24 protein-coding genes and 1 pseudogene are annotated in these 26,414 nt (G+C 41.8%); 9 read left to right on the forward strand and 16 right to left on the reverse strand.

Annotated features, from left to right (window positions below):
* Positions 1 to 5: 5 nt before the first annotated feature.
* Positions 6 to 500 (forward strand): copper-resistant cuproprotein CopI, encoded by a 495-nt coding sequence (gene copI / locus L9Q40_RS03275; protein WP_014204085.1) that lies wholly within the window; start codon positions 6 to 8, stop codon positions 498 to 500.
* A gap of 106 nt (positions 501 to 606) precedes the next feature.
* Here the strand turns inward: copI and L9Q40_RS03280 are convergent, their stop codons facing one another.
* The gene (locus L9Q40_RS03280; protein WP_010446562.1) at positions 607 to 1,527 is read right to left on the reverse strand and encodes an IS5-like element ISVa2 family transposase; all 921 of its coding nucleotides are present in this window, start codon (positions 1,525 to 1,527) and stop codon (positions 607 to 609) included.
* A gap of 288 nt (positions 1,528 to 1,815) precedes the next feature.
* Here L9Q40_RS03280 and L9Q40_RS03285 point away from each other — a divergent pair, with 288 nt between their 5' ends.
* Entirely contained in the window at positions 1,816 to 2,172 is a 357-nt protein-coding gene (locus L9Q40_RS03285; protein ID WP_118121343.1) for a hypothetical protein, read from the forward strand.
* A gap of 322 nt (positions 2,173 to 2,494) precedes the next feature.
* Here L9Q40_RS03285 and lamB read toward each other — a convergent pair whose 3' ends face one another.
* The 14 genes from lamB to L9Q40_RS03355 form a co-directional block, all read right to left on the reverse strand.
* Complete coding sequence (gene lamB, locus L9Q40_RS03290; protein ID WP_118121342.1) at positions 2,495 to 3,724, reverse strand: maltoporin LamB; 1,230 nt, start codon at positions 3,722 to 3,724, stop codon at positions 2,495 to 2,497.
* 496 nt (positions 3,725 to 4,220) lie between these two features.
* Positions 4,221 to 5,558 (reverse strand): heavy metal sensor histidine kinase, encoded by a 1,338-nt coding sequence (locus L9Q40_RS03295; protein WP_025767103.1) that lies wholly within the window; start codon positions 5,556 to 5,558, stop codon positions 4,221 to 4,223.
* Positions 5,555 to 6,238 (reverse strand): heavy metal response regulator transcription factor, encoded by a 684-nt coding sequence (locus tag L9Q40_RS03300; protein WP_118121341.1) that lies wholly within the window; start codon positions 6,236 to 6,238, stop codon positions 5,555 to 5,557. The genes L9Q40_RS03295 and L9Q40_RS03300 overlap by 4 nt, the downstream gene beginning before the upstream one ends.
* A 167-nt stretch (positions 6,239 to 6,405) precedes the next feature.
* Entirely contained in the window at positions 6,406 to 6,777 is a 372-nt protein-coding gene (locus L9Q40_RS03305; protein ID WP_025767105.1) for a DUF3316 domain-containing protein, read from the reverse strand.
* Positions 6,778 to 7,141: 364 nt separating this feature from the next.
* On the reverse strand, positions 7,142 to 8,488 hold the full coding sequence (locus L9Q40_RS03310) for a hypothetical protein (protein ID WP_025767106.1): 1,347 nt from the start codon (positions 8,486 to 8,488) through the stop codon (positions 7,142 to 7,144).
* Positions 8,489 to 9,676: 1,188 nt separating this feature from the next.
* A complete protein-coding gene (locus L9Q40_RS03315; RefSeq protein ID WP_025767107.1) occupies positions 9,677 to 11,629 on the reverse strand; it encodes a HAMP domain-containing methyl-accepting chemotaxis protein in 1,953 nt (650 codons plus the stop codon).
* A gap of 180 nt (positions 11,630 to 11,809) precedes the next feature.
* The gene (locus L9Q40_RS03320) at positions 11,810 to 12,103 is read right to left on the reverse strand and encodes a hypothetical protein (protein WP_262668358.1); all 294 of its coding nucleotides are present in this window, start codon (positions 12,101 to 12,103) and stop codon (positions 11,810 to 11,812) included.
* 100 nt (positions 12,104 to 12,203) lie between these two features.
* On the reverse strand, positions 12,204 to 12,527 hold the full coding sequence (locus tag L9Q40_RS03325; protein WP_025767109.1) for a hypothetical protein: 324 nt from the start codon (positions 12,525 to 12,527) through the stop codon (positions 12,204 to 12,206).
* A gap of 181 nt (positions 12,528 to 12,708) precedes the next feature.
* A complete protein-coding gene (locus tag L9Q40_RS03330; RefSeq protein WP_498792004.1) occupies positions 12,709 to 14,544 on the reverse strand; it encodes a copper-translocating P-type ATPase in 1,836 nt (611 codons plus the stop codon).
* The gene (locus L9Q40_RS03335; RefSeq protein ID WP_244265801.1) at positions 14,496 to 15,428 is read right to left on the reverse strand and encodes a cation transporter; all 933 of its coding nucleotides are present in this window, start codon (positions 15,426 to 15,428) and stop codon (positions 14,496 to 14,498) included. The genes L9Q40_RS03330 and L9Q40_RS03335 overlap by 49 nt, the downstream gene beginning before the upstream one ends.
* Positions 15,418 to 15,864 (reverse strand): MerR family transcriptional regulator, encoded by a 447-nt coding sequence (locus L9Q40_RS03340; RefSeq protein ID WP_025767110.1) that lies wholly within the window; start codon positions 15,862 to 15,864, stop codon positions 15,418 to 15,420. The genes L9Q40_RS03335 and L9Q40_RS03340 overlap by 11 nt, the downstream gene beginning before the upstream one ends.
* Before the next feature lie 463 nt (positions 15,865 to 16,327).
* Positions 16,328 to 16,774 (reverse strand): c-type cytochrome, encoded by a 447-nt coding sequence (locus L9Q40_RS03345; RefSeq protein WP_025767111.1) that lies wholly within the window; start codon positions 16,772 to 16,774, stop codon positions 16,328 to 16,330.
* 643 nt (positions 16,775 to 17,417) lie between these two features.
* The gene (locus tag L9Q40_RS03350; RefSeq protein ID WP_201769216.1) at positions 17,418 to 17,630 is read right to left on the reverse strand and encodes a hypothetical protein; all 213 of its coding nucleotides are present in this window, start codon (positions 17,628 to 17,630) and stop codon (positions 17,418 to 17,420) included.
* Between the two features lie 6 nt (positions 17,631 to 17,636).
* Positions 17,637 to 18,086 carry a hypothetical protein gene (locus L9Q40_RS03355; RefSeq protein ID WP_201769222.1) on the reverse strand — a complete coding sequence of 150 codons (450 nt, stop codon included), beginning with the start codon at positions 18,084 to 18,086 and terminating at the stop codon, positions 17,637 to 17,639.
* 625 nt (positions 18,087 to 18,711) lie between these two features.
* On the opposite strand from L9Q40_RS03355, the gene L9Q40_RS03360 reads away from it, so the two are divergent.
* The 6 genes from L9Q40_RS03360 (at position 18,712) to L9Q40_RS03385 (ending at position 23,100) form a co-directional block, all read left to right on the forward strand.
* Complete coding sequence (locus tag L9Q40_RS03360) at positions 18,712 to 20,958, forward strand: heavy metal translocating P-type ATPase (RefSeq protein WP_498792008.1); 2,247 nt, start codon at positions 18,712 to 18,714, stop codon at positions 20,956 to 20,958.
* An 11-nt stretch (positions 20,959 to 20,969) separates the two neighbouring features.
* Positions 20,970 to 21,323 (forward strand): cupredoxin domain-containing protein, encoded by a 354-nt coding sequence (locus L9Q40_RS03365; protein WP_118121338.1) that lies wholly within the window; start codon positions 20,970 to 20,972, stop codon positions 21,321 to 21,323.
* Between the two features lie 41 nt (positions 21,324 to 21,364).
* Positions 21,365 to 21,700, forward strand: coding sequence for a DUF2933 domain-containing protein (locus L9Q40_RS03370; protein ID WP_025767114.1), 336 nt, complete (start codon positions 21,365 to 21,367; stop codon positions 21,698 to 21,700).
* Positions 21,693 to 22,355 (forward strand): methyltransferase family protein, encoded by a 663-nt coding sequence (locus L9Q40_RS03375; protein ID WP_025767115.1) that lies wholly within the window; start codon positions 21,693 to 21,695, stop codon positions 22,353 to 22,355. Before L9Q40_RS03370 ends, L9Q40_RS03375 begins: the two co-directional genes overlap by 8 nt.
* A gap of 35 nt (positions 22,356 to 22,390) precedes the next feature.
* Positions 22,391 to 22,762 carry a hypothetical protein gene (locus L9Q40_RS03380; RefSeq protein ID WP_025767116.1) on the forward strand — a complete coding sequence of 124 codons (372 nt, stop codon included), beginning with the start codon at positions 22,391 to 22,393 and terminating at the stop codon, positions 22,760 to 22,762.
* Between the two features lie 74 nt (positions 22,763 to 22,836).
* Positions 22,837 to 23,100, forward strand: coding sequence for a DUF5676 family membrane protein (locus tag L9Q40_RS03385; protein WP_201769217.1), 264 nt, complete (start codon positions 22,837 to 22,839; stop codon positions 23,098 to 23,100).
* Between the two features lie 82 nt (positions 23,101 to 23,182).
* On the opposite strand, the pseudogene istA reads toward L9Q40_RS03385, so the two are convergent.
* Positions 23,183 to 24,021, reverse strand: a pseudogene (istA, locus tag L9Q40_RS03390) (IS21 family transposase); the annotation flags it as partial.
* A gap of 794 nt (positions 24,022 to 24,815) precedes the next feature.
* On the opposite strand from istA, the gene L9Q40_RS03395 reads away from it, so the two are divergent.
* Positions 24,816 to 26,339: an ISNCY family transposase gene (locus tag L9Q40_RS03395; RefSeq protein ID WP_498792017.1), complete on the forward strand. Its 1,524-nt coding sequence runs from the start codon at positions 24,816 to 24,818 to the stop codon at positions 26,337 to 26,339.
* The last annotated feature ends 75 nt before the right edge of the window (positions 26,340 to 26,414 follow it).

Here is a 26,414-nt window from a genome sequence, read left to right on the forward strand (position 1 = left end):
TACATATGAAAAAACTCGCACTAGCTATTGCCCTGACGGTAAGCTCTTCTGTTGCACTAGCGGATATGACAATGACTAACCAAGGAACAATGGATCATGGCAATACGATGAGTTCAGAAGGGATGTCAGATGTCGGCATGCCTGCCCCAGGCGTAAAACCGACTAAAATTGCTTATGTCATGCTCTCAGACGATATGAAAATCACCTTTAAACAAGAGGTAAACATTGAACCTAATGACGTTGTTCAGTTTGTGGTTATGAATACCGGAAAAATCAACCACGAATTTACGATTGGTTCTGCAAAAGAGCAGTTAGAACACCGAGAAATGATGAGAAAAATGGGCGGCCAACACATGCATGATTCAGGCAACTCAGTCACTGTCGAGCCAGGAAAAGCCAAACAGCTAACGTGGCATTTCCATGGTGATACAAATGTAGAGCTTGCATGCAATGTTCCGGGCCACGCTGAAGCGGGTATGACTAAAAACATGACACTTTAACCCCGATAAGCCCCAAGAGTTATCTTTTGGGGCTCAATTTAACTCACTAAGCGGCTTTGTTGCGTAATTCAGACGAGAAACCAAACCTCCTAAAGTTGAGCGACTTTTATACAATATACTGAGTTTCAGGCATACCAAGCCCTGTAAGTTTGTTCAGTGCTTTGATCATGGCGTAAGTCTCGCCAACCTGAGCGTTGTAATTTCTTAGACTTAATTTCCCACCTAGCAACTGTTTTACTCGGTACATTGCGGTCTCTGACAGAGAGCGCTTATGATAGCCATACCGCTTTTTCCACTTCTTGTTGGAGCCGTAGAGCTTCTGGCAACCTACCGCTAAGTTACGAGGATGCCCTTGTTCCCAGAAGGCTGCTCCTTCTCTTGGCGGGATGAGCGGAACAGCTCGCTTGATCCGTATGGCATCATGGCAATTCCTTGTGTCATAAGCGCCATCGCCTGATATCTCAATGATTTTACGACGTGTTTGCTTGAGTAAGTTGGGGAGCACTTCGGCATCAGTGACGTTAGATAAGCTCAGCTCTGCTGCGACTATTTCGTGGGTGCTTGTATCTACCGCGATATGCAGCTTACGCCAGACTCTTCGCTTCCCATCAGTTCCATGCTTCTTGACCTTCCATTCACCTTCGCCATAAACCTTGAGGCCAGTGGCATCAATGGCCAGATGTTGTATTGCTCCTCTGGTTTTGGTTTTAAATGAAACTTCAACTTCCTTAGCTCGGCGGCTTATACAGGTGTAGTGCGGGCAAACAAGCGGGATGTTAGCCAGCTTAAATACGGAGTCTAGAAAACCTTGCAGCGCTCTCAAGGGCATAGAGAAAACGCGTTTCACCATCAGTGCGGTAGTAATGGCTAAGTCGCTGAATCGGCGAGGTCTACCACGCTTGCCTTGTTTGTTTTGCTTCCACTCAGCTATCGCTTCCTCATCAATCCAAAAGGTCAGAGAACCACGGTTGATTAAGGATTTATTGTACTGCTTCCAGTTAGTTGTTTTGTAACGAGGTTTAGGCATGAGGCTACGACGATTGATGGGCGTAGCCGCTCAGATCGTAGTTTCTTGATTTAGTTCCATCGAATTACGCAACAAAGCCTCACTAAGCTACAATCAAAGTAACTTTTCCCCATCAAGTGACTCTTATTACAATTTATAAACGATACGAATCACTGATCTGTAACCGATGTTTACTGTAGACAATTCGACATGACAGCTATATATAAATCAGGTTCGAATAGAAACTATTCTGCCTTATATGTCTTTCTTTATTCTTTTTTCATAAACTTCTTCTGGGAGATGTGGCAGATGCCATTATTTACGTTCTCTCAGTCAACAAACCTGCCGGCAATGAACTGGATCTGTACTCAGGCATCTCTGGGGGATGGTGTCATCGCTGTTATTTCATACTATTTTGTCTTTTACGTAAACAAAAAGCATTGGCTATCAACCGCTTCATTAGTGGATGTTTTTCTTTTTATTCTTCCAGGAATTGCATTGACCATTGTGCTGGAGCACATCAATACTAGATTTTATTCGCGCTGGGAATATGACCCGCTTATGCCGATTGTGCCAATAATTGGCATAGGTTTGTTTCCACTTTTACAGTGGCTTGTCATCCCTCCAATGGTTTATCTGGCTAGTAAAAAAAGAGCCGAGCAATAAGCTCGGCTTCAAAAATAAGGCAGAATTCAATGAAAAATACAATTACGATGATGGACTTCTATATCACCAATAAATTAGTGAACAATATTAGTATACAGAGTAACACCTGAACTTCGCCTGACCAAACAATGACAAAAATGTCATAAAAGCATTTTATTTCCCTATCAATCCCAATAGATATAGTTGAATCTGAAACGAAAGTTCAAAATCAAAGAAAGTAACAGTGATTTTAATGAGTTACAGCATAAAAAATCCGAGTAATTTAATACCACTCGGATTATAGTTTGCTAGAAAGCAATCAACTCAATGATGTTTTATTTAATTACCACCAAACCTCAGCTTGTACACCTAAATTAAATTCACTGTCTTTTCCTACTCCTAAAGCGTCCGTATTATCGAAGTCGTTAAAATGACTAGCATACAAGCGAATTTCTGGACGTGCCCAATAACTTAACCCCGTAGTCCAAGCTTGAGCTACTGTGATTTTACTCCCTGACTCTTCGGATCCGTCACCTACATTTCTATTAAAATATCCGACTTCAAGCAAGGTCTTCATGTTCTCATCCCACTTGTAAACCGGGCGCACTACGGAAGAAAAATAAGAGATATCATTCGTTTGGCCTGCATCAATATCATCGGTAGAAGATGACCAGACAAGCTGATGCCCCATTTCCCATTGGTCTGCAATTTGAGTAACCCCCCAGTTAATAATTCTGTATGCTGCCGCTCCGCTCTCAGCTTCTGCTCCGTACCAAGAACCATCACCATATTCAGCAATGGCTTTACCGTAGCCTTCTGTACCGAACTGGAACACCGTTTTGTTCTTACCAAAACTAAAATTTTGCGTCAGCTCAACACTGAATAAGACACCATTTTTTACATCGCCTTCATAACTACTACTCTCGTTAGTGAGAGCATAGTCCCCACCCACCTCTAAAGAAGCATTTCGCCAAAGTGGGATATCAGCCAGTCGAACATCCAGGACATTGACGTTTAAGACTCCGCTATTATTCCCTTCATCGACAACTTCATCACGGTCTGTTCTTATCCAGGCAACCGAGAGTTTACCGGATTCAGTTTGGATGCCTTCAACACCTGCACCTGCTCCGGAAATATTCCAGTAGTAAAAGTCAGCCAAATCGACATTATGTCTTTGGTAGTATCGTTTCCCTCCCCAAAGCGTTGCTTCAGGAGCGGACTTAATTATTCCATTCGCCTGAACATTAATTTGAGGTAGTGCTACGGTAAAATCTTCATCTTCGCTAGTTTCCCATCCTGTAGAACCATCGGTGTAAATAACAGCCATCGACTCAACGTCGAAAGATAAGCCATTTTGATTGTATACCTCATTTTTAACACCCCATTCCCCATAGGTATCATTCTCATTACCTAAGCGACCTAATTGGTTCTTGTGGAACTGAACATCCTGACCATTGTTTCCACTCATACCAATACCACTGCGAATATACCCAAAATAGGAAGTATCGGAATCGGCTAATGCATTAAAAGCACTGAGTACAGACACCACTAATATTGTTTTTTTGAGTTTCATTATTAACACCTCTTTATATGAAGTTTTATTTACGGAGTGGTGTCAGACTAAGACTTTAAAAATGACAACAAACTGTCACAATAATGACAAAACTATAATTTGAGGGGAATTCGAATAATTTTTCGCTCTAAAATTTGGACACAGACCATACCCTGTAACTTAATGATAAAATAAACGCAACAAACAACAATAACAACTGAATGTATACAGCGTGGTATAAAATTCCTAATGTGATATTTATTTTTATTGATAAATAAATGGCGATCAAAAAAATGCTGAGTCTACACTCAGCATGAAAAGAATAAGAAATGAAAAAAGCGTTCTCATCGAACCAATAATTATGAGAACAAGGTTAGAATAAAGGATGTATACTGATTTTCACCTGACTGAAATATGACAATAATGTCATGAATTGTAATAAATAGGCACTTAAGTTTAATTTAGACAACAATATTGCCACAAAACGGATTCATTAAAGAAATCTAACCAAGCCCGTTTATACCTCACCCTTTTTCATTGTGAGATTAAACTCAGTGATTCTTTCTCTGGAAGACACTGTGATTTCGCCACCATGTGCCTGGACAATAGATCGTGTAATGGCTAAACCAAGCCCAGCGCCAATACTTCTGCTATGTTTCCTGGACTTGTCGGCTCGATAGAACCGATCAAACAGATAGGGTAAAGAACTCTCCGGGATTGCCTCTCCAGTATTTTTTATCTTGATAGAATTGTATTCTTCACCTTCTACAATCTGTATGGATACCATAGAGCCAACATCACAATGCCTCAGCGCGTTAGAAATAATATTGCCAACTGCACGTTGCAACATCTGTTTATCACCAAACTGCTCACAATCTCCACTTAACTCTAAACAAACTTCCTTTTCGTCAGCCATCAATTCATAGAACTCAAGGAGTGGCCTGATGATTTCTGTTAATTGGAGCACCTCTTTATTACTGTGAAGCAAGCGATTTTCAGACTTAGCTAAATAGAGAGTATCTTTGATAGTCTTGTTCAGCCTTTCCAGTTCCTCCATATTGGAAAGGAGTATTTCCTCATATTCATCCACCGCTCTTTTAGAAGATAAAGAAACGTGCGTCTGAGTCATAATATTGGTTAGAGGCGTTCTTAATTCGTGTGCGATATCAGACGAAAACTCACTGAGTCGATTGAAGCCACGCTGTAAACGTTCCAACATTTCATTTTGTGTTTCAACCAGTTGCACCAGCTCTACGGGAAGCTCTTCAACCGGTACTCTGATATCCAAGCGATTCGCGCTTACTTTACTCAGATACCTCTGTAAAACGAGCAGAGGCTTTAGCCCTTTGTGAACAATAAAAACGGCATATACACCTGATATTACGCTCGCTATGACAAACGCCCAAAATAGAACAATATTAAATTTACTAATAAATAAGAGATGATGGTCAACATTGAGTCCAAGCACAATAGCGCCGTATTGTGGGTGTTTTAGCTGAAACCGGAAAGCTCGATATGCGTGTCCATCGACCGTCCATTCCATCGAGTTCAACCTTGTTGAATTGTTGGGCAGAGATAACGTCGTGTTTGTGAACACAGGTATACCCTCCCGGTCTAATACCCAAAGATATGCCGATTCTGCCTTTAACGCTGTAATAGCGTTATCACTTAAACTATCAAACGCGGAAAAGATTGTTTGGAAATGGTTATCGAGGCGTTGGTAATCTTGCTGATAAAAATGATGTTTAATTGAATACTGAAGAATTAAGGCAAATGAAGCAAGCACAACGAACGAAGATGCGATGTACATGAACATCAGCTTAGTTGCCATTGAGTTTTTAATTTTCAGCTTCATTCTAGAGAATCATCTAATTTATAGCCCATTCCACGCACCGTATGAATTAATTTAACATCAAAGGGCTTATCAATTTTAGCTCGCAACCTTTTAACTGCCACATCAATAACATTGGTATCACTATCAAAGTTCATGTCCCATATCAAAGATGCGATAAGTGAACGCGACAGAACTTCGCCACGTCTTTGCAGAAAGAGTTCTAATAAAGAGAATTCTTTGGCAGTCAGAGCGATCATCTCACCACTTCTGTAAACAGTCCGCTTCAAAAGATCCAGAGATAAATCAGCAAGATCTAGAGTTGCATCATTCTTCACTTGCCTATTTTGGTGCCTTAACGCATTTTTAACCCGGGCAAGCAACTCAACAAAAGCAAAAGGTTTGACGACATAATCGTTCGCTCCCAACTCTAGTCCCTTAACCCTGTCTTCGACCTGATCTTTTGCAGAAAGCATAATGATTGGCGTATTTAATTGACTGCTTCGCATTGTCTGTAAAACTTGCCAACCATTTAACTTAGGAAGCATGATATCTAATATAATAAGATCATAATGATTAGTAGTCGCTTGGTAGAGTCCATCGACACCGTCATAAGCGAGATCAACAACGTAGCCTGACTCTGTAAATCCCTTTTTTAAGTAGCTGCCTGTTATAGGCTCATCTTCAATAATTAATAGCTTCATTTTTAATAAATATCATGGTGTTATGTGCTTAAAGCTTTGAAATACATATTAGCTCAAATAACTGAATGGGATCTTGCTGAGTGAATATTCAGCAGACTCCATTTAGCACAGAAGTAACAATGACTCATTGACATTAAGAGCAATCAAGTCATTGTTACTTCGTTGTTTTAATGGTCACGAAGTTCTGCGTAATGATAACTGACGTTGACTTCCCCTTTATACAGTATCTGTCCAGCATTATTCATAAATTCCTGTACAGTAATATAACCGTTTTTATTCAAATGGACGTCGTTATTGGTTGATGTTGTAATCATCAATTTACGGTCGAGCTCTTGTGTCGAGCTGTTATCAAGTTCATGCAATTTCTGTAAGCCTAATTTATAAGCTTCTTGTTTTGAAGAGACCGCTTCGGTGTGAAATGTACGAGTTGCCAACCTTTCCTCATAATTGCCAAAAGTATCAATATACTGGCCAGCTAGGACGTTTCCACTTAGTAAAATCAAGGCTGCTGTCGTAAAAGTCGTTTTCATCAGTTTCATTGGATTTCCTTTTGTTGCGTTGATATTTGTAACTTGATCACATCTTAATGGTGCCATGGTGTCGAACTCTGGTCTTTAAGATGACAATTTTGTCATATTTCCTTAAAGTTAATGAGTTGAACTCATTGGTTGATATCAACGCTATACACAGAAAGATTAACAATGGAAACGGTCCGAATGGTAAAAATCGGTTAACCCATTAATAAGAAAAAGGTTATCCATAAGGCTCGACTTTGATTAAAACTCATGAGAAGAACATCCTGGATTCAATAAAATAATAATCTTGAATGATTTGATAACGCAGAAAAACGGTCAAGCGACTGCTTGACCGTCATAATAAAATTAATTGTATTTAATGATTCAATTAGAATACGACATTGAGCATAGCAACAATCTTGTATGTGTCCTCAGAGCTTTCTTGATAGAAATCCCCCATAAAACCGTAAGAACCACGCAAACTCAAGTCATATATACCCGCAAATTTTTTGCCAAACTGTGCAGCCAATTCAGCACCAAGATTCGAACCATTTGCCTGTGAAGCACTCTGAGGGGCATCGTCAGCCACTCTGAAGTAACCAGCGCCATACTTAACATAGTAGTCATCTTCTAGCATCTGATCACCAGAGAGCATCAAACCCAACAAGCCGTACCCTTGGTAAGCCGCATCATAAACTGCCTTACCGCCTTGCGAGCCGTTGTTATAGTATGAATCGGTTCCAAATATCATCAGGTTACTATTGTTGAGCTCATAACCTGAATTGTTTTCAGCAAAACGATCTGTCCCATTACTGCTGTCGTCAGCAGGAATATAGATACCGTGGACTTTAATATAACCGCCAGTCCAATGTTTTTTAGCATAGAGATTTAACATGAATGCTTCCCCATCAGAAGCATTTGAGTCCATTCCTGACGCAATCTTATAGAGTACAGAACCGCTATAAGCCATGTCACCATAAGTGTAGTCAACGTAGGATCCAAGATAAATATCGTCCGTTCGAGCAGCCGTGCCATTAATGGCATCTTCGTTCCTGTTGTTGATTGAGCCTCCAGTAAAACCGTAACTTAGATTATCGTTAGGGTTTAACTCACCATTCAACACGTAGAAGTCGACGTCGTCTGACGAATCTCTTTCTCCTTCATCCCATTTAAACCACCCCCCGCTCAGGTTGACCATGTCTATATTGCCCAAAAACGAGATGCCGTTCATGTCATCATCAGTCACGAAACTCTCATATTTGCCAAAACCATACCCTTGAATACCCGTTCGTACCTTCCAGTCCGTATTCGGTAGTCTAAAATCAACGTAAGCGTTTTTTGTCTCAATACCAACGCCATCAGAACTGAGTTTGCCACCTGAACCTGCGACCGTCTTACTGCCTTTTTCACCAAAGGGAGCATCGTACTCACCGTACCAAACCACAGAAACATTTTCATTCAGGTCGCCGGTGACCTTCATGCGCAGACGCTGATCAACCCAAGTACTACTATTATCGTCAGTTTCATCGAGGCTTTCCGCCGTGCCTTGCATACGGTAATAACCATTAAGCCTGATAGCAGATTGGTCATTTTTTAGTTTAGCGACTTCTGCGGTCAGTTGATCAATTTCACCCTTCAAACCATCTAGCGATGGTGAAGCGACATCAGCCAGTGCCGGAGCTGTAATTAGTACCACTGCCAAAGGAGCAGCCATTTTTAATTTTTTTTCAATCATTTATGCAATTTCCTTGTGTTGTCGAAACAGGACAAAAATCTATTGATTCTCATATAACTTTCGACATTCCTACCCCCTACTACAGAAAGAGAGGGGCCATTTAATTGCATGCCAGTACTAACAAAGTCACGAAGGAGACAAAGAAAAATATGCCATATAATATTATGGTATCGCCCCACTCAACAAAATTAAAATACTGGCAAAGCAATATCACGCTGCTTTCTACTCAAAAAATAATTAAGCAGACAAAGCTGCTTAATTTGTTCTAACCATGCATATTTTTGAATAGGTAATCATTCATCTAATTTCTATAACGGAGAAATTAACAATTCATTCATGTCATAAACATGACTCAGAAATGACATTCGTGTAATTTTAATATCCTTTGCCATTTGTATTTTAAGTATTCCCAGCACAGAGGAAAATATAGAAAAAAGCGATAAAAGCAGTTCATTGCTGTAGAAAAACATTTAGAAGCGTGATGTTACCAAAAGCAATTGCTTGGATAAAAACAAAAAAAATCAAAACCTCACATAAACAATAACAAAACACCCTCTGCATCGTAAAGCTTAACAATTACCTATCATCCTATTAATTTTTCTGTAATTAATAATTAAGAACAATGGCGTTATGTCTTATATTTATTGTTAATTCCATGACAAATCTGTCATTCCCTGGTCAGGAAAAATTCATTATATTGCATTTATACTAGAGATCCACTGCTTACTCATATGGAAACATTTGAGTTCATTATTTTATTTATCATTTATAGCTGAGCATTAGGCTCAGCTTTTTTTATTATCACTACTTAATAAACATTATCTCCATCTAATATGAGATTAAACAGAGAGAGAATGAATAATAACGACAGAAGATACGAATACGAAAAATCTGGTTCGCTCTTTTCACCAAAGAAACAAGCAGTACTGAGATGAACGATTAGCAATAGACCTAAGGAAGAGGGCACCAAATTTCATATTTGTTGAACTTCCTTGTCTCTTCAATGGCAGAGAACGAAAGAGTGCCACGGTAAGCCCGCGCAGACACAGCACTTCAAAATATGAGAACCGACCTGAACAATCTATCAACCTCATTTCATGTGGCTCAGCTACCCAACGTCTCTTTTTAATTAAAGCGAATTTTTATACATCTCAGCTCAACCAGGCACCATCCAAATAATTTGCTGATTTATGAAAGCTTAAACTGACTGATCAGCTTACTCAGTTGAATTGATAAACTACCGACATCACTACATAACGAGTTGATATCCATAATCGTGTTTGTATTTCTACGAGCAATTTCACCAACGGATTTCATATGTTCACCGACACGATCCGCGACGATACTTTGCTGACCAGAAGCACTAGCAATTTGAGTATTCATATCAGAAATAACTGACACGGACTCTTCAATAGCCGATAGTGCGTCGCCCATGAGGCTAACCTGTTCAACACTGGACACGGTTTGAGTTTTACCATTGTTCATTGCCTGAACAGCATCTTGGATACCATGTTGTAGTTTTTCAGTGATAGTATGTATCTGAGTGATTGACTCTCGAGTTCGCTGTGCAAGTAGCCTTACTTCGTCAGCAACAACCGCGAAACCACGACCATGTTCCCCCGCTCTTGCTGCCTCAATGGCCGCATTTAAAGCGAGAAGATTCGTTTGCTCCGCGACTTCATAGATAACATTTAATATATTGCCAATATCACCGGACTCAACTTCCACTACAGATAATTTTTCAGCAGAATCACCAACGGATTGAGCTAGCTTATTGATTATCTGCGTGGTCTCTTTTGCAATGATATAACCTTTCGTTGCTTGCTCCCTTGCTTCACTTGCTGTTTGTTCAGCCATTAAAGTATTTTGAGCAACATCTTTTACGGTCGCTGTCATTTCCGTCATTGCAGTTGCTACGGAATCGGTTTCCTGTTCTTGTCTCTGGATACTGTTGGAGTATTTCTCCGTCAGATTGATCATCACCGAAGATGTTTGATTCAGCTCTTTACCGGCTTCAGCAATCGTGCTGACCATACTTCTCAATCGTATCGTCGTAACATTGATCGCATTGAGTAACGTTCCAACCTCATCTTTTCGAACACTTGATTCGTCAGAGCAGCCCGATAAATCTCCCTGAGAAAGCTTATCTGCTGCATCGATAGCTTTCAAAATGGGCTTAGTAATCGAGATAGTCATCAAGTACGCCAAGACAGTACCGATTAAAATGGCAATAAATGAAATAGCAGTAGTAAACTGGATACTCTGCTTTGTTGTTGACTTCAATGCCAGTTCGGTTGTTCTCTTGCTATCATTGACGGTAGATTGAATCTCTAATATGTCTTTTTCTATTTCAGTTTCTAAACCTTTAAGGCGAACTTGAATCAATTCTTTTCGGGCAACTTCGGCCTGTTGAATCAAACTCATTGCTTGAAGATACGATTTGTGTGACGTGTGATACTGAGTAAGGAGGCCTTTCAATGAATCCTCGGTTAACAGGTTCTTTAACGCCATAGCTTCGCCTTTCAACTCTTGCATATCTTTCAAGGCTATATCGTAATTTTCATCACTGCTTGACTGTAGAAACTTCAACACATTGATCCGACTTGATAGCAGCTTTTCCTGAACCAGAGATGCCCGATACGCAGAGTCTGTGTCACCATAATCATAAGCCTTGACTGCAAGTTGACGCATGGTACTGAACATATGCTCACCACTCCGTTCAAGGACACCATTCAAAACATCGCTTCTCTGTTTTGTTTGGTTGATTACATCTGAAAATATTTCATCATATTGATGCAGTTTATTTGATATGTCGTTAAGCACTTTTGCATTTTTCATGTCGAATGAGGGTAAGTGCATCTGAAGGGCTTTGTCCAACTCCGAGATATGTTTGTTGTAGCGTTGAATGTCTGTATCACTATTTGACAATAAGTACGCTCGTGTATCTTCTTTCACTTCAATCAATTTATTTCGAATATGATAACTAAAGTCAGACACTTCACTAAGGCGACTATACGATTCTATACCCAAATCAGCCTTATTCAGCGTGAAAATACTCATCATCACTATAATGGAAAGAAATACCATAAGAGTCGCAAAACCCAGGCCTATCTTTTGACCAAGTTTCAAGTTATTAAACATTTATATTAATCCAGCAAACATTCGACACATCAGATAGTTATACATGAAGTTACAAAATATTCAGATGATCTATATCATGCTAAAAATCAATTAAAATTTTGAAAAAAAAGAAAAAAGCCCGGCCATAAGCACGAGCTAAATTTAAAGTAGATAAAGAGAAATTGTGTACGGAATCGGTAACTAGCTTTCTTTTTCCATCATATTTGTTCCCATTGCTTTGTCGCAACCTTTCTCCGACATCATCTGATGCATTTCAGTCATCATGGCATGCATTTGCGTCATCATCTGCTGGTGATTTTCCATGTTCTGCATCATATCCATCATGGGCATCTCAGCAGATGAAGTCGTATTACTCTCTGAACTGTGGTGTTGATTATGCGAACCTTCGGTTGCGCTGTCTTTTACCATATCCTGTGCAAATACTGGTGCAGAAATAAGGCTACCGATCAGCATTGTTGTAAGAACAGTTTTCATTATTCAATCCTTATTCTCTTTTTTAAATTTAAAGTTGTACGGCGTTATCAAAAGACTTAGAAATCTTGGTTTCCTGATTCGTTGCTTTGAATGAGATAAATCAAGCGCTAAATCGACCACCATCATTCGTTTTATCTTCTACCATTTGCACCTCTTTCTTATCCTGCGGTTCTTGAGAAGCATCCTGATCTTTTGTACTTCCTGGCATCATAAATTTCATCATCACCCCGTGCATGACCAAACATAAAATCAGAGGCACAAGTGCAGTACCAAGCAGAGACGGACTAAACGAACTCATGGTTGAGGAGAGAACCAGGAACGGTATTCCGACCATCAGCAAAACACATAAAAGCATCATCCAACCATGGCCTTTGTGCGCGCCATGTTCCGAATGGCAACTGTGATTTTTGTTGTTAGCTTTCATAACTTTCTCCAAATTACTTACTCTGTCTATCTAATGCTGATCTTAATCTACCGTACCTGTCAGTAACCGGACTGTAATGATGACAATATCGTCATTTTCTGCCGAGTTCTTTCCCCCAAAACCACCAGATGATCAGTACAATGGCTGTAAGACCTATTACGTTCACCCACATATCAACCTCCTATTTATTACCGATAGAACGGCCAGGCTTGTATAAGCGTAACCGGTTTGCGTTAGTGACGACCGTAACAGATGACAGCGACATAGCTGCTCCTGCAATGATTGGGCTTAGAAGCCAGCCCGTAAATGGAAATAGTAATCCTGCTGCGACCGGTATACCCAGGGAGTTGTAAATGAACGCCCCCCAGAGGTTCTGTTTGATATTCGTCATCGTTGCACTGCTGATCCCTATAACATCTGAAATACCATGCAGAGAGCTCCGCATCAGAGTGATATCCGCACTCTCAATGGCAACATCGGTGCCGCTTCCGATAGCAAACCCAACGTCGGACTGAGCAAGTGCCGGAGCGTCATTGATCCCATCGCCAACCATGCCGACAACTTTTCCCTGTGCCTGAAACTCTTTAATCCAGCGAAGCTTATCCTCTGGCATTAGCCCTGCGTAAAACTCGTCAACATTTGACAAGCTCGCAACCGCCCTAGCCGTATTTTCGTTATCTCCGGTTAGCATGACGACATGAATACCTTGTTTGTGGAAACGATCAATCGCACTTCGGGCATCTTCTCTTATAGGATCGCTGATACCAAAAAGAGCCTGAATATCGTTATCTAAAGCAAAGTACACCACAGTATTTGCATCTTGTTCCCACTGGATGGCGTATTCACTCACGGTCTCTGTTTTCAGTCCAAACCGATGCATAAGCTTATCGTTACCAAGGAGCAATCTTTTCCCGTTGTAGTGAGCCTGCACTCCCATACCGGTTAAGGACTCAAACTCGGATACTTGTGGTGACTCTCCAGATTGAGCGTGGAGTTGCGCATAGCTGGTTAATGCCTGAGCCAATGGGTGGTTAGAGCCTTTTTCCAAAGTCTCAACCAGCGACAAAATATTTTCTTCACCCGAAAAGACACGGAAGTTTGTGACCTCAGGTTTACCCTGTGTGATGGTCCCGGTTTTATCCAATACGACAACATCCAATTCACTTGCCCGCTGTAAGGCTTCTCCGTTGCGGATCAAACCTCCAAACTCTGCCGCCTTCCCAACTCCAATCATGGTAGATATTGGCGTCGCTAGCCCGAGAGCGCAGGGACAAGCGATAATAAGTACTGAGGTTGCGGCAACAATCATATAGGCCAGCGTTGGCTGCGGACCAACGTTGTACCACATCAAAGCAGTCATAATAGATAAGATCATAACTGTTGGTACAAAAACGGCAGAAACCTTGTCGGCTAAGTGACTAATAGGAGGTTTCGAGTTCTGCGCATTGGAGACCATGCTGATAATCTGGGCAAGAACAGTGTCACTACCTACCTTTTGCGCTTCAAACACAAAACTTCCCTGACCGTTTATGGTGCCTGCGGATACCTGGCTGCCCGTTTGCTTCTCTATGGGAATTGGTTCCCCGGTTAACATAGACTCATCTATCGTCGTACGCCCATCAGTGACCACACCGTCCACAGGAATTTTCTCACCTGCTCTTACCCGGATCTTGTCACCCCGCATCACCTGTTCGACAGGAACGGAGACATCTTGTCCGTCACGAATCACCACCGCAGTTTTTACTCTCAGATCAAGTAACCGTCTGATAGCCTGAGACGTTCTGCCTCTGGCCCGAACCTCAAGCGCTTGCCCAAGGTTGATCAAACCGATTATCATTGCGGTCGCCTCAAAATAGAGGTGTCTGGCACTTTCAGGTAACCATTGAGGTCCTAAAACTACCACCATTGAATAGAGCCAGGCCGTCCCAGTGCCGAGTGCAATAAGGGTATCCATGTTGGCGTTACGATTTAAGAACGCTTTCCAGGCTCCCTTAAAAAATGCTTGCCGGCTCGCCACAAAATAACCAATGTCAACAAACCGATACCAAGCCAGAGAGCTTGCTCTGAGAAGGTATTTACATTCATAGGGCCACCCAGCAGGCCATAACCCATCAATGGAATACCCAGTCCCAGACCGATAATACTTTGCCTGATTTTAAACCGATACTCTTGGGCTTCCTGCTCTGCTTTGATATCTTCCGCCTCATCAGCATCAACGATTTCACTGGCATCGTAACCAACCGCCTGAATCGCCTGAATAAGTGATAGTGTTGATTGATGAGACTGAATGGTCGCTGTACGGTTAGCAAAGTTGACATCCACCGATTCGACACCTTCCAGATTTGTCAGAGCCCCCTCAATGGTATTAACACAACTGGCGCATGTCACTCCCTCTAAAGCCAGATTCACCGTCTGTTTTTGAGCCAATAAATCCATATCATCACTGGTCGTATTAGCTTCAGTCACATCGCGAACGGCGGTATTCCGCTCTTCGTTTAGGCCACTGTATCCTAACTCCAGTAAAATACGTTCCACCTCAGAGTCACTGACATGGCTATTGACAACTAACCGCTGAGCCAAAATGTCCACTGACACATTAGCGTTATTATCAACATCTCTAATGCCAGACGTAATTTTTTTAACGCAGTTTTGGCAAGAAACGCTAGCCAATGTTGTTTCGTATTGGTGAATTACGGGCAAAGTCGCAGCATATCCAGTGCTGGAAATAATTTGTATCGCGTTTTCTGGTTCCAATGTGGTAATAAGATCTGTTTTATCTTTACTATTATTAATAACCAGCGAGATATCAGGATCGCTTTCCCTTAAAGCGGAAACGATCTTTGTAACACAATTGCCGCAACTGACACCTGATAACGCAAGAGAATATTCTTTAACCTTCATTTTTTTCCTCCCGAGAGGTAATAGATGGATGTTTATCTGACCAGTCTTCAATCAGGCAGCATATTGCCTTCCCGTCAGGAGTCATGTCTGGTTCATCCACCCACTCGGAATAAGTTTCTTCCATAACAGCCAGGTGCATCTGATATTCTTTAATTTTTTGTTGTGTCTCAGAAATTTTATCACTCAGCATTTTCCGCACTTTTGGACAGGGAGAATTTCCTTGCTGAGAGTATTCTATGATCTCTTCAATCTGGCTTAAGCTAAAGCCAATACTTCGTGCATGACTAATAAACCGCAATCTATCCACAGCACTCGGTGGGTAAATTTTATAGCCGTTACTTGGGTCTTTCGTCGCAGAGATCAGTCCTTTTCTGGTATAAAAGCGAACCGTTTCCGCAGTAACCCCGACTGTCCGGGCAATTTCAGTTGTCAGCATACTTAACCCTCCGAATGGCAACTAAATAGTGAGATAACACAAAATTCCTAAGGATAATCAACCAAATAAAAAAACTAACAACACAATGACTGCTAACATACCTAAAGTCACTTTCAACAATAATTTAGGGTCACTGGTTCCGCCATTGGGCGCTTTATTACAACAACTCATAATGAACTCCTTACATCTTTATCTATGTTTCTATTTTGAGTTTAAAACCTGTGTGCAACACATAGGTCAAGAGACTATCGTAAATTTTCCTTTTATTCAGAACCTGAAGGACATATCAAGAACATGCTGGTTGTATTGCAATCTGTATTCACCGGGCGGTACTTTCCACGTATACGATTCTGTTGCATAGGGTTCGATTGAAAGTGTGTGAATATTACCAATCGGCATCAAAGACAAATCGATAGAGTCAAAAGTTTTGTTGAATATAACCAGTTGATTATCTGATTCTTTATCAATTTCCCACCTTGGTGTATGAAACCTCTCCATCAATCGTCCACTCAATGAGTTCCAATCTACCCAAAGCTTTGAGATATCCAACCAGAGCATATTTATCTCCATCGCTAAGCGCATTATTCAGTAGCTTCATTGTTGGCTCATTCTGAAGGGCATAATTTATCTGGCTTAGTGAATGGTCTCTTATATTTCCCCCCACGTTACCGCCCCCTTGAGCAAACAGACCATGGCATGCGGTGCATCCATAGCCACCAACCGTACGAAAAAGGTTTTGGGCTTGTTTAAATTCAGCAGAATCCAGTGCTAATGCTGGTGCGTCTTGGTTCACTTCTTTCAAACCAGAGTCCCTCTCTGGGTCATGCATACCTTCATGAGCGAATGCTGTGACCGAATTCAACCCAAGTAGCAAGGCAGCAAAGAAAGCTAAAGGTTTTCGAATATTCACTGATGATTTTCCTTTTCGAGTTGATAGATACTGCAAAAATGCTCGTTAGCTAATAACGAAATTGAGCAGGTCATACAGACAAACTTCATGCAAGATAAGCATGTCAAAGCCACTGTTGACGAGGGAATTAACCGTTAAGAAGGAATCAGACTATTGGAGGGTGATACAAATTGCCTGTTACCGAGTTGATATACTCAGCAGTTTCCCTGAAGAAAGGGATACGTTGGGGTGTTTGATAGTTTGTAATGATGACTTGAGAAATCAGCAGAGCGCTAGCTGCACAGCTCGAAGGGTAGCACTGATGCTCTAGATTCATAACATTGGTTGAATCATGACAATCTGTTTCGGTCGTTATTGATTCGAGTTGTGATGACAAACCCTTTAAATGCTCATCATGTGAAAGAGACGATACAGTTAAAGAATCGCCCCTATTTTTGAGCGGCATATTAAGAGAAGCACTGGCAGATACACTAGAGAGCAATAAAGCAAACAGTGTGAGTCCGGTTAACCAAATTGTATGCAACTGCTTTAGCATCACAACCTCTCAGGTATCCTTACAAAATTGTGTTTATGACACAACCTAAGAGAACTTATAAACCCTTCCCTTAGGGGAAGGTCAATAGACACAGGGAAAGTAATGCTGTTAATCTTTCGCTTCAGATTCATGCTCCATCATCTGTCCCATCATCATTTGCATCATACCCATGCGCTCTTCCATCATGTCCATACGCTTCATCATGTCTGGCTCACCCATTTTATCCGACATGCCTTTACCCTGATGTTCAGTCATTTTCATTCTGTCTTGCATAGGCATACATTTATTCATCATCTGCATGGCCTGCATATGTTCCTGCATTAATTGCTACCGTTTTTCCGGATCGGTTTCACCTTTGATTTTGTCCATAATTTTGAGCATTTTTTGCATATGCTCAGACATATCTGCCATCTGTTCGCGGCTCATCATTCCCATCATCATGGTGCCGCCCATGGATTGGTTTTCATCAGCTTGGGCATATACTTTTTCAGCAAAGATTGTTGAAGACATTACAGCGGTAACAACGATGGTGGAACACAGTGTTTTTATAGAATTTTTCATAGCATAATCCTTAATAAGTTGTAGTCGTTTAATCGATAGTAATTTGGGGAATCCATACATCTCGGTAAAAAGCGCAATGATAAAGGCAGAAAAAGCCCCAAGACTGCGCCAGTCAGTTTTCGTTTTCGGCTTGGTAAAACTAAAAGCGAAGAAAATAAAGATAGCCGAATTCAATATCACCAGCGGCCAAAAACCATAAGCGGAATCGTCGTGCATTTATCGTTCTCCCGTTCTAAACCGTTTCAATGGTGATACCGATCATTGCTCTCATAATTATTGATCAGATGAGAACGCTAGAGTATTAGTACTTATTCATTTCAAGCTAAGTGTAGACTCAGCATTTTTTGCTCTCCAATTACTTCCCAATAGAAATAAACATCAAGTTAGACAGCTGTGTCACTTTATATGCATTCAGTCGCTCTTGCTATTTGTTACTTTTATTTGAGCGTTAAGTTACAAAATATGGTCTGCATCCACATTTTAGTGCGAAATTTTATCCGCAGATGCCTCATATTAAGGTTTTGTCATTTTTGCGACAGTTACTTGTCATTTTAAATGACTTAGTCTGACACCACTCCGTAAATAAAACTTCATATCACGAGGTGTTAATACCGTCTAAGGCTACCTGCGCTTCATGTCGAATTAATCAAAGCCAGTTGGAGAGTTACGGTAAAGTAAGGCCTTGACCTGTGCCTTAGACATAGGTCTAGACTACAAATGAGCATATGACCTAGGTTTAGACGATGGTAAAAAATGACACAGATTAGTGTGGTGCTTTGTCCAAAAACAGTTGGTACCAGCCAAAAAAAAACCTTCGTAAGGCTAAGAGAAGGAGAAAACTATGATCACAGAATTAACGGAACAACAATTATTGATTGAAGGCGCGAGTTGTGCCAGTTGTGTCGGCAAAATAGAAGCCGCACTGAATCATACACCGGGCGTTCAGAGTGCAGAGATGAACTTTGCAGACAGAACCGTTCTGGTATCTGGTACAGCGGATACTCAATCATTGATCAAAGCTGTAGAATCTGTTGGGTACAACGCTAAACCTCTCGACGAAGATACTACGGATACAGATACTCTTGATGAAAAAGAAGCTGCCGATTGGGCGTATTACAAAAAATTGATGCGAGATACTTTTATTGCGCTTTCGCTCGGTGTCCCTTTGATGGTCTACAGCATTATTGTCGGTGAAATGACAGTTGAAACCGATATAGAGAGGTTGTCATGGTTAGTCGTTGGCCTGCTAACGCTAGGAGTGATGTTCTTTTCCGGCAGGCATTTCTACATAGGCGCGTGGAAAAGTTTTAAAAATCACTCAGCCAATATGGATACGCTGATCGCATTAGGTACAGGTACAGCATGGGTTTATTCAATGGTTGTCGTGTTTGTTCCCGACGCCGTTCCACTGATGGCTCGGCACGTTTATTTTGAAGCCACCGCCATGATCATCGGTTTGATTAATTTAGGCTTAGCACTCGAAATAAAAGCCAGAGGGAAAACCTCAGAAGCCATCAAGCGTCTTATCGGATTGCAAGCCAAAACAGCGATCGTCATTCGTGACAACAAAGAAATTCAAATAGATATTAAGCAGGTTTTACTTAACGATGTAGTGAAAGTAAAACCGGGTGAAAAAATTCCTGTCGATGGTGTTGTACTTGAAGGACGTACTTCTATTGATGAATCAATGCTCACCGGTGAACCTATGCCAGTTGAAAAAGTTAAAGAGGACGACGTTGTCGCCGGTACGTTGAACAAATCTGGCATGATTTTATTTAGAGCGACACGCGTTGGCAAAGATACTGCGCTGGCACAAATCATTAATATGGTGAAACGAGCACAAAACTCCAAACCACCGATAGGTCGATTAGCCGATGTGATTTCAGCGTATTTTGTCCCTGTGGTGATGATCATTTCAATATTAAGTGCTCTTGCATGGCTTAACTTTGGGCCAGAGCCTGCGATTGCTTTTGCCATCGTTTCTGCAACCACAGTGTTAATCATCGCTTGTCCATGTGCACTAGGCTTAGCGACGCCTATGTCTGTTATGGTCGGGGTTGGAAAAGCAGCAGAGGCAGGCGTACTCATTCGCAACGGAGAAGCGCTACAAACCGCCTCTAAAATCACTGCCATGATTTTAGATAAAACAGGCACGATTACCGAAGGAGCACCTAAAGTAACCGATATCGTTTTAGCGCATGCTATAGACGAAAAAAACGTGTTGCAGCTTGCCGCTAGTTTAGAAAGCGGCTCAGAGCATCCTCTCGCACAAGCGATTGTTGAAAGCGCTTTAGAAAAAGGGGTTAAATTACTAAAAATTGAAGCGTTTAACGCCATAACGGGATTTGGTGTAGAAGCAACCTGTGAAGGTAACATCTTATTTTTTGGCAACGATAAACTAATGAAAACAAAAGGTATCGACCTGTCTAACTACACAAAGCAGGCACAATCCTTAGCCAAAGAAGCCAAAACTCCCATGTACTTTGCTATCAATGGCGAGCTTGCAGCAATTATTGCCGTTGCCGATCCGATTAAGTCTGATTCTATTTCAGCGATCAAGCGACTTCAGGCAAATGGAATACGGGTCATCATGTTAACAGGTGACAACAAGGAAACTGCTGCGGCTGTGGCTAAAAAAGCAGGGATTAACGAATTTTTAGCAGAAGTGCTTCCTGAGGATAAAGCCAACAAGGTTCAAGAACTTCAAAACAGTGGAGAAATCGTTGGTATGACAGGCGATGGTATCAACGATGCCCCAGCTCTGGCATTAGCCGACGTAGGCTTTGCAATAGGCACAGGTACAGACGTAGCGATTGAAAGCGCAGATATAACCCTAATGCGTGGCTCTCTTCACGGGCTCGCTGATGCGATAGCAGTGAGTAAAGCGACACTGCAAAACATCAAGCAAAACTTGTTTGGTGCGTTTGTATATAACGTAGCGGGAGTCCCTTTTGCAGCAGGTATTCTTTACCCCTTCTTTGGCATCCTACTGAGTCCTGTCATTGCGGGGGCGGCAATGGCGTTTTCGTCATTAACTGTGGTGTCAAATGCCAATCGACTACGTTTATTTAAAGCCAAAGACCACTAAGGAGAATCTCTATGATGGTGATTAATTTATCCGGCTTAGCATTAATCGCGCTTATTGTTTGGTGGTTCTGGTTATACAAACCTACTAAAACTATTGTTAAAAACAATGAAGTGGTAATTGAAGTGAAGGATGGGGTCTATTCGCCATCATCAATTCAATTGAACTCCAATCAACCTATTTCACTTAAATTTTTACGCAAAGATCAAACACCCTGTTCTGAGACTCTGCTAATTCCATCATTAGAAATAAGTGAACAGCTTAAACTTAATTCTGAAACATCAATAACACTGCCTAGCTTATCTCCCGGTGACTACGAATTTCATTGTCAAATGCAGATGTATCGCGGTGTCTTAAAGGTGGTTTAGATAAACGTATGCTTACAACTTACAGCCAGTAGGAGTTCAACATGAAAAATGAAAGCCCTAAATTTTGGTCAACGCCGACAGGCTGGGCTGCTCTGGCACTGATTGCCACAGCAACTTACTTCTTGGTGTTTGAACATGGGCAACATGTCCTGCCATTTCTTCCCTATTTAATTTTATTGTTATGTCCTTTGATGCACGTATTTATGCACAGCAGCCATGGCAAGGATGGACACAATCATTCACACACAACTGAACATGATAAGAAAGAGAACTTTCAAGAACTGAGTGAAAAGAACGCAGCCTACCGCGATGGCTACATACAAGGACTAGAAGAAGGACGTAAAACATCGCACAAAAAGGAGAACAACCATGAATGAGACCTATGATTATGGCCTATGGTCAATGGTGATACTAAACTCAGCGATTTTTATCTTTTTTGCTTTTAGTTTTGTCAAACCCAAAACATCAACTGACTGGCGAAGTCTTGGTGCATTTTCTGCGTTCATAGTTGCCCTATTTACTGAAATGTATGGTTTTCCATTAACTATCTATTTCTTGTCTGGATGGCTGACTAAAAATTACCCAGAAGTAAATTTCTACGCACACGAAAATGGGCACTTATTGCATACCTTCTTTGGTTTTGAAGGCGATGCTCATTGGGATCTGTTCCACATTGCAAGCATGGTGTTTATCGTTACTGGCTTCTTTATCTTGTCATCAGCGTGGAACGTACTTCATCACGCACAAAAGCAACATCAACTTGCGACTACAGGATGGTATACAAGATGCCGTCATCCCCAATACGTAGCATTTATTCTCATCATGTTCGGCTTTTTGTTGCAGTGGCCGACGATTCCCACACTTGTGATGTTTCCAATTTTAGTAGTTGTATATGTAAAACTTGCTAGGCGTGAAGAGGCTTATGCTATTTCTGAGTTCGGAGCAAAGTACCGTGACTATATGAACACAACCTCAAGTTGGATTCCAAATTTCAAAAAAACTAAGAAAGTAAAAAGCATGAATCAAAAGTGATAGAAATATTCTCATTCACATTAGGAGATAAAAAAATGAGCGATTTAGATCATAGAGTTGGTGTCAGAGAGCAGAACTTAGTAGTGCGCAATCTGAGGTTAAGTAATGTTACCAAAATAAATTGCGATGCTCTCATTGAAGAAATAGACCGTGTATTTGGTATTGATGAAGTGAGTTACAACATAAAAGATGGTGAGATACATCTCGCGTATGACGCTGTAAATATCAATCTTGATGGGATTGAAGAACTCATTAAAAAGCATGGTGCTGATGTTCATGATGATTGGTGGACAAAAACTAAAGAGAGTTACTACAAGTTTGTTGACCAAAATGTTAGGGACAACGCGAAACACGAGCCTTGGAGTTGTCACTCAATGCCTCCGAAGACTCACAAGAAGAATAAATAGCACTAACCGCTTCACTTTCACGGAGAACTAACTCTGATTGAGGCTAATACATACTGGTCGGTTTAAGGAGAGGTATGATGAAAGTTCGTGAAAATGCACTTGCCGTCGCTTGTGCGGCAGCATTTGGCCTGATATGGATTATTTGCTCCGTACTGGTAATTATATTGCCAACAATGATGTCAAATATTACGGGCAATATGTTACATACTGATTGGAATACCATGGGATGGCACATATCTACATTTGGTGTAGTTATAGGAGGAATTTTATGGGCTTTTCTAGCTGGTATATTGGGTTGGCTGGTTGCGAAAATTTATAATATGCAGCTTCGAGGTTGATTTGTAATATCACCCACCCACTTTAAGGGCTGAACTCACAATTGATTGAGCGGGTAAACATCGATGAAGATCCGAACCAATTGAAGGTATGGAAGATTCGATGACGACGCATCATGATCCAACGCTCAACGATAAGGACGGCATTCTCTGCCTTTGCTTTACCTTTGGGACTATAAGGGGACGTGCTGGCATAACCGCTGTGCGGTAATGTTAAGCCAGCTTGCGGTAACTATCGTTGAGCTTGGGTTCGTAGCAATCCGTTTTGGTGAAGGCTGCTTTTAGGTTGTCAGGCACAAGAAGCGCCGACACACCGCCGAAATGTTCAAAGGCATAGGCATGAGCTTCCAGCCAGTGTTCTAGCCGCTGGCTTTCACAGACCTCGACATAGGTGTAGTTGGAAGCGCCTAACGTCGCCACGAAGATCTGAGCGTTGCGGATTTTTCCGGTTTCAGGGTTCACCACTGGGATGGTTGGCCCACAGTAGTCGATGAACAGTTTGTCACCGGCCAGGTGGCTCTGACGCATACTGCTTTTCTGCTTCTTTAACCAACGAGTGTAATGCTCGCAGAACTGGGTGTAACGATAGGCTCTCTCCTGATATTCAGCCAGATACTCTTCCCACAGAAGATGTTTGCTCATGCCTTTACGTTTCAGTTCGACAAAACACTGAGCGAAGTCCGGCATCACCTTTGTGTTGCTGGTTGTTTTGTCACGGTAGAGAGTCTGAGCCAGTTCGGTATATGAGCAGTTTTCGGGAAGTGGCCAGCTCATTGCGCTTTGTTCAAAGCGGGTCAGTATTTCTGAGACCGTCGAGCGACTGACTTTCGTGCAGGAAACTATCTTTCTGGTCGATAGATTGCACTCATATTTAAGGCGTAATACCTCTTTAATGTTTGTCATAGATGTTCTCTTTTTCGGCATTATCACTTCCTTGCTACGTTAAGATGCATAACAAGAACAGTGAGTTATTGATTTAAAAGAGAAAAGAGGGATATTCTGGAGTAACCGGCCAGGGTTTCCGCTCAACCGGACAGTGATTCCGGAGTTAGTGGAAAAATGGCTGGTTTATCCCGGAAATGGTGTCCGGTTTAAAACGGAATCGGTGGCTGGATAGCTCCGGAATACTCACATAGCTCAGCACACAATCGGTGTCTTCTGCATATTTGAATGCTGCCTTACCGCTTCATCTTGCGCGGATTCGTGTCGGTGCTTTTCATATTCCGCTAGTTATGAAAATGAGAATAGAGCCATCGCTATATTGTTAGCACCCTATAACGGTAAGAAATAGTCATAATGGACTCCTCCAAACTGTTCAACTAACGGTATCCACATACGAGCATATTTCTCAAACTCAGGGATTTTCTTTCTAAATCGGTGTACTCATCTAAGTAGCATTGTCTATTAACCAAAAATTGCTTCAAATCACTCTCCAAAGTCATCAACATGTCGATATGCGCATTCGATGATATTAAATGCATAAGATTAGTTCAGTCAAAGACAAACAAGTAGAAATGCTAAGAGTACTTGCACTAACGCAGTTTGGGGCATTTCCGTGTTACATTCCCCTCCTACACACTGTGATCACCAAGCGATTCTGTCGTACCTTAACTACCAACCGATTTTGTCGGTGAACTAATTACCAAGGGAAAATGACGGATCCATTTCTATACCTAACCCTTTGAATAGGTCAAATCACCATTCAGGGGTTAGTAAGGATGATCATCATGGACTCTCGCTCCCAGCTTACTGTTGATGTGATCGCTAAAGTCACTCAAGGTAAGATCAGCATTCACAGTGCTGCCAAACTCCTCAATAAATCCCGTCGTACCATAGAGCGTTATCTCCACCGCTATCGGCGTAAAGGCATACGCTTTGTTGTTCATGGCAATAAAGGACGTGAGCCTGTCAATAAAACCCCTGATTCACTGAAAAGACAGGTTCAGCAACTGATCCAAACTAAGTACTTCGATTTCAATTTGCAGCATCTGGCCGAGTTGCTCACGGTCAACGAAGGCTTGACCATCAAGCGGGAAACTTTGCGAAAGTGGGCGCACGCTATCCACCATGTGAAGCGAGCCAAGCGTCGTCGTAGCCGAGTAAGAAAGTACAGGGAACGAATGGAGCAGCCTGGACTGATGCTGCAAATGGACGGCAGTCCGCATCAATGGTTTGGTGAGCATCGCTCATGCTTGATTGCCATCATCGACGATGCGACCAGTGATATCCATGCCGAGTTCTTCCCTTCCGAAACCACGGAAGGCTGTATGAAAGTCATGAAGGCGTATATCGAAAAGCGAGGTCTGTTTAAGACGCTCTACGTCGATAGAGCGGGTATATTCGGTGGTCCAAAACGCAGTAACTTCTCTCAGATGCAACGCGCTTGTGAAGAGCTAGGGATCGAAATCATCTTTGCGAATTCGCCCCAAGGCAAAGGACGTGTCGAACGGGCATTCGATACGTTCCAAGACAGGCTGGTTCCAGAGCTTCGGCTGCATCATATTACCGATATTCAAAGCGCCAACGAGTATCTTCAAAACCAATTCATTCCACTGTACTGGCAACAGAAAATCGCGGTGCAGGCGAAGAACCCGAGGTCGGCGTTCAAGGTTGTCCCTGAACACATCAACCTTGATACGGTCTGTGTTCACAAGGAATATCGCAAGGTTCGCCGAGATCATACCTTCAGTTATAACAATAAAATGTATCTCATCGACTCGCCCATAAGGCACTCCATCGTCAATCAGAAACTGGAAATACGCTGTCAGTTCGATGGTGCATTCTCAGTCTATTTTGGTCACCGAAAACTGCATATTACCGAGTTAGAAGAACCACCAAGAGCGAGTGAGTATGGGATGGAAGTCCAGCGCAAGTTGGATGTCATCGAGCTTGCCGACCGTCTGGGTAATGCGACGGAAGCCGCTCGGCTCACTGGTTGCTCGCGCCGAAGTATCTACAACTATCAAAAGGTATTAGCCGAGGAAGGCATCCTTGGCCTTAAGCGCATTAACAAACCGCTGCACCGCAGCAAAAACAGCATACCTGAAGAAACCGAACACAAAATTATCGAGCTGACCTTAAACAATCCGTATCAAACCTCAGTACAGTTGAGAACCATACTAAAGAAGGAGTACAACATCACCGTCAGCAGTTGCACGATACGAAATATCTGGAAGCGCGAGGCACTAAATACCAGAGCGCTGAGAATACAACGCTCAGCGGCATTAAATAAAGAAGTCTAGCCTGTGGGCTAGACTTAAAGGTGAACGACAAAGTCGCTTGGGATTTATCCCGTCAGGCTCCCTTGGTAATCACAT

Source organism: Allocatenococcus thiocycli (assembly GCF_921292965.1).
GTDB lineage: Bacteria > Pseudomonadota > Gammaproteobacteria > Enterobacterales > Vibrionaceae > Vibrio > Vibrio natriegens.

Coding starts and splice junctions, on each gene's coding strand:
- lamB (WP_118121342.1), bottom strand. CDS start 3,724: ATGAAACTCAAAAAAACAATATTAGTGGTGTCTGTACTCAGTGCTTTT.
- L9Q40_RS03385 (WP_201769217.1), top strand. CDS start 22,837: ATGATGAAAGTTCGTGAAAATGCACTTGCCGTCGCTTGTGCGGCAGCA.
- L9Q40_RS03310 (WP_025767106.1), bottom strand. CDS start 8,488: ATGATTGAAAAAAAATTAAAAATGGCTGCTCCTTTGGCAGTGGTACTA.
- L9Q40_RS03395 (WP_498792017.1), top strand. CDS start 24,816: ATGATCATCATGGACTCTCGCTCCCAGCTTACTGTTGATGTGATCGCT.
- L9Q40_RS03325 (WP_025767109.1), bottom strand. CDS start 12,527: ATGAAAGCTAACAACAAAAATCACAGTTGCCATTCGGAACATGGCGCG.
- L9Q40_RS03335 (WP_244265801.1), bottom strand. CDS start 15,428: ATGAAGGTTAAAGAATATTCTCTTGCGTTATCAGGTGTCAGTTGCGGC.
- L9Q40_RS03320 (WP_262668358.1), bottom strand. CDS start 12,103: ATGAAAACTGTTCTTACAACAATGCTGATCGGTAGCCTTATTTCTGCA.
- L9Q40_RS03280 (WP_010446562.1), bottom strand. CDS start 1,527: ATGCCTAAACCTCGTTACAAAACAACTAACTGGAAGCAGTACAATAAA.
- L9Q40_RS03340 (WP_025767110.1), bottom strand. CDS start 15,864: ATGCTGACAACTGAAATTGCCCGGACAGTCGGGGTTACTGCGGAAACG.
- L9Q40_RS03350 (WP_201769216.1), bottom strand. CDS start 17,630: ATGCAGGAACATATGCAGGCCATGCAGATGATGAATAAATGTATGCCT.
- L9Q40_RS03315 (WP_025767107.1), bottom strand. CDS start 11,629: ATGTTTAATAACTTGAAACTTGGTCAAAAGATAGGCCTGGGTTTTGCG.
- L9Q40_RS03295 (WP_025767103.1), bottom strand. CDS start 5,558: ATGAAGCTGAAAATTAAAAACTCAATGGCAACTAAGCTGATGTTCATG.
- L9Q40_RS03355 (WP_201769222.1), bottom strand. CDS start 18,086: ATGCACGACGATTCCGCTTATGGTTTTTGGCCGCTGGTGATATTGAAT.
- L9Q40_RS03360 (WP_498792008.1), top strand. CDS start 18,712: ATGATCACAGAATTAACGGAACAACAATTATTGATTGAAGGCGCGAGT.
- L9Q40_RS03370 (WP_025767114.1), top strand. CDS start 21,365: ATGAAAAATGAAAGCCCTAAATTTTGGTCAACGCCGACAGGCTGGGCT.
- L9Q40_RS03305 (WP_025767105.1), bottom strand. CDS start 6,777: ATGAAACTGATGAAAACGACTTTTACGACAGCAGCCTTGATTTTACTA.
- L9Q40_RS03300 (WP_118121341.1), bottom strand. CDS start 6,238: ATGAAGCTATTAATTATTGAAGATGAGCCTATAACAGGCAGCTACTTA.
- L9Q40_RS03365 (WP_118121338.1), top strand. CDS start 20,970: ATGATGGTGATTAATTTATCCGGCTTAGCATTAATCGCGCTTATTGTT.
- L9Q40_RS03375 (WP_025767115.1), top strand. CDS start 21,693: ATGAATGAGACCTATGATTATGGCCTATGGTCAATGGTGATACTAAAC.
- L9Q40_RS03380 (WP_025767116.1), top strand. CDS start 22,391: ATGAGCGATTTAGATCATAGAGTTGGTGTCAGAGAGCAGAACTTAGTA.
- copI (WP_014204085.1), top strand. CDS start 6: ATGAAAAAACTCGCACTAGCTATTGCCCTGACGGTAAGCTCTTCTGTT.
- L9Q40_RS03285 (WP_118121343.1), top strand. CDS start 1,816: ATGCCATTATTTACGTTCTCTCAGTCAACAAACCTGCCGGCAATGAAC.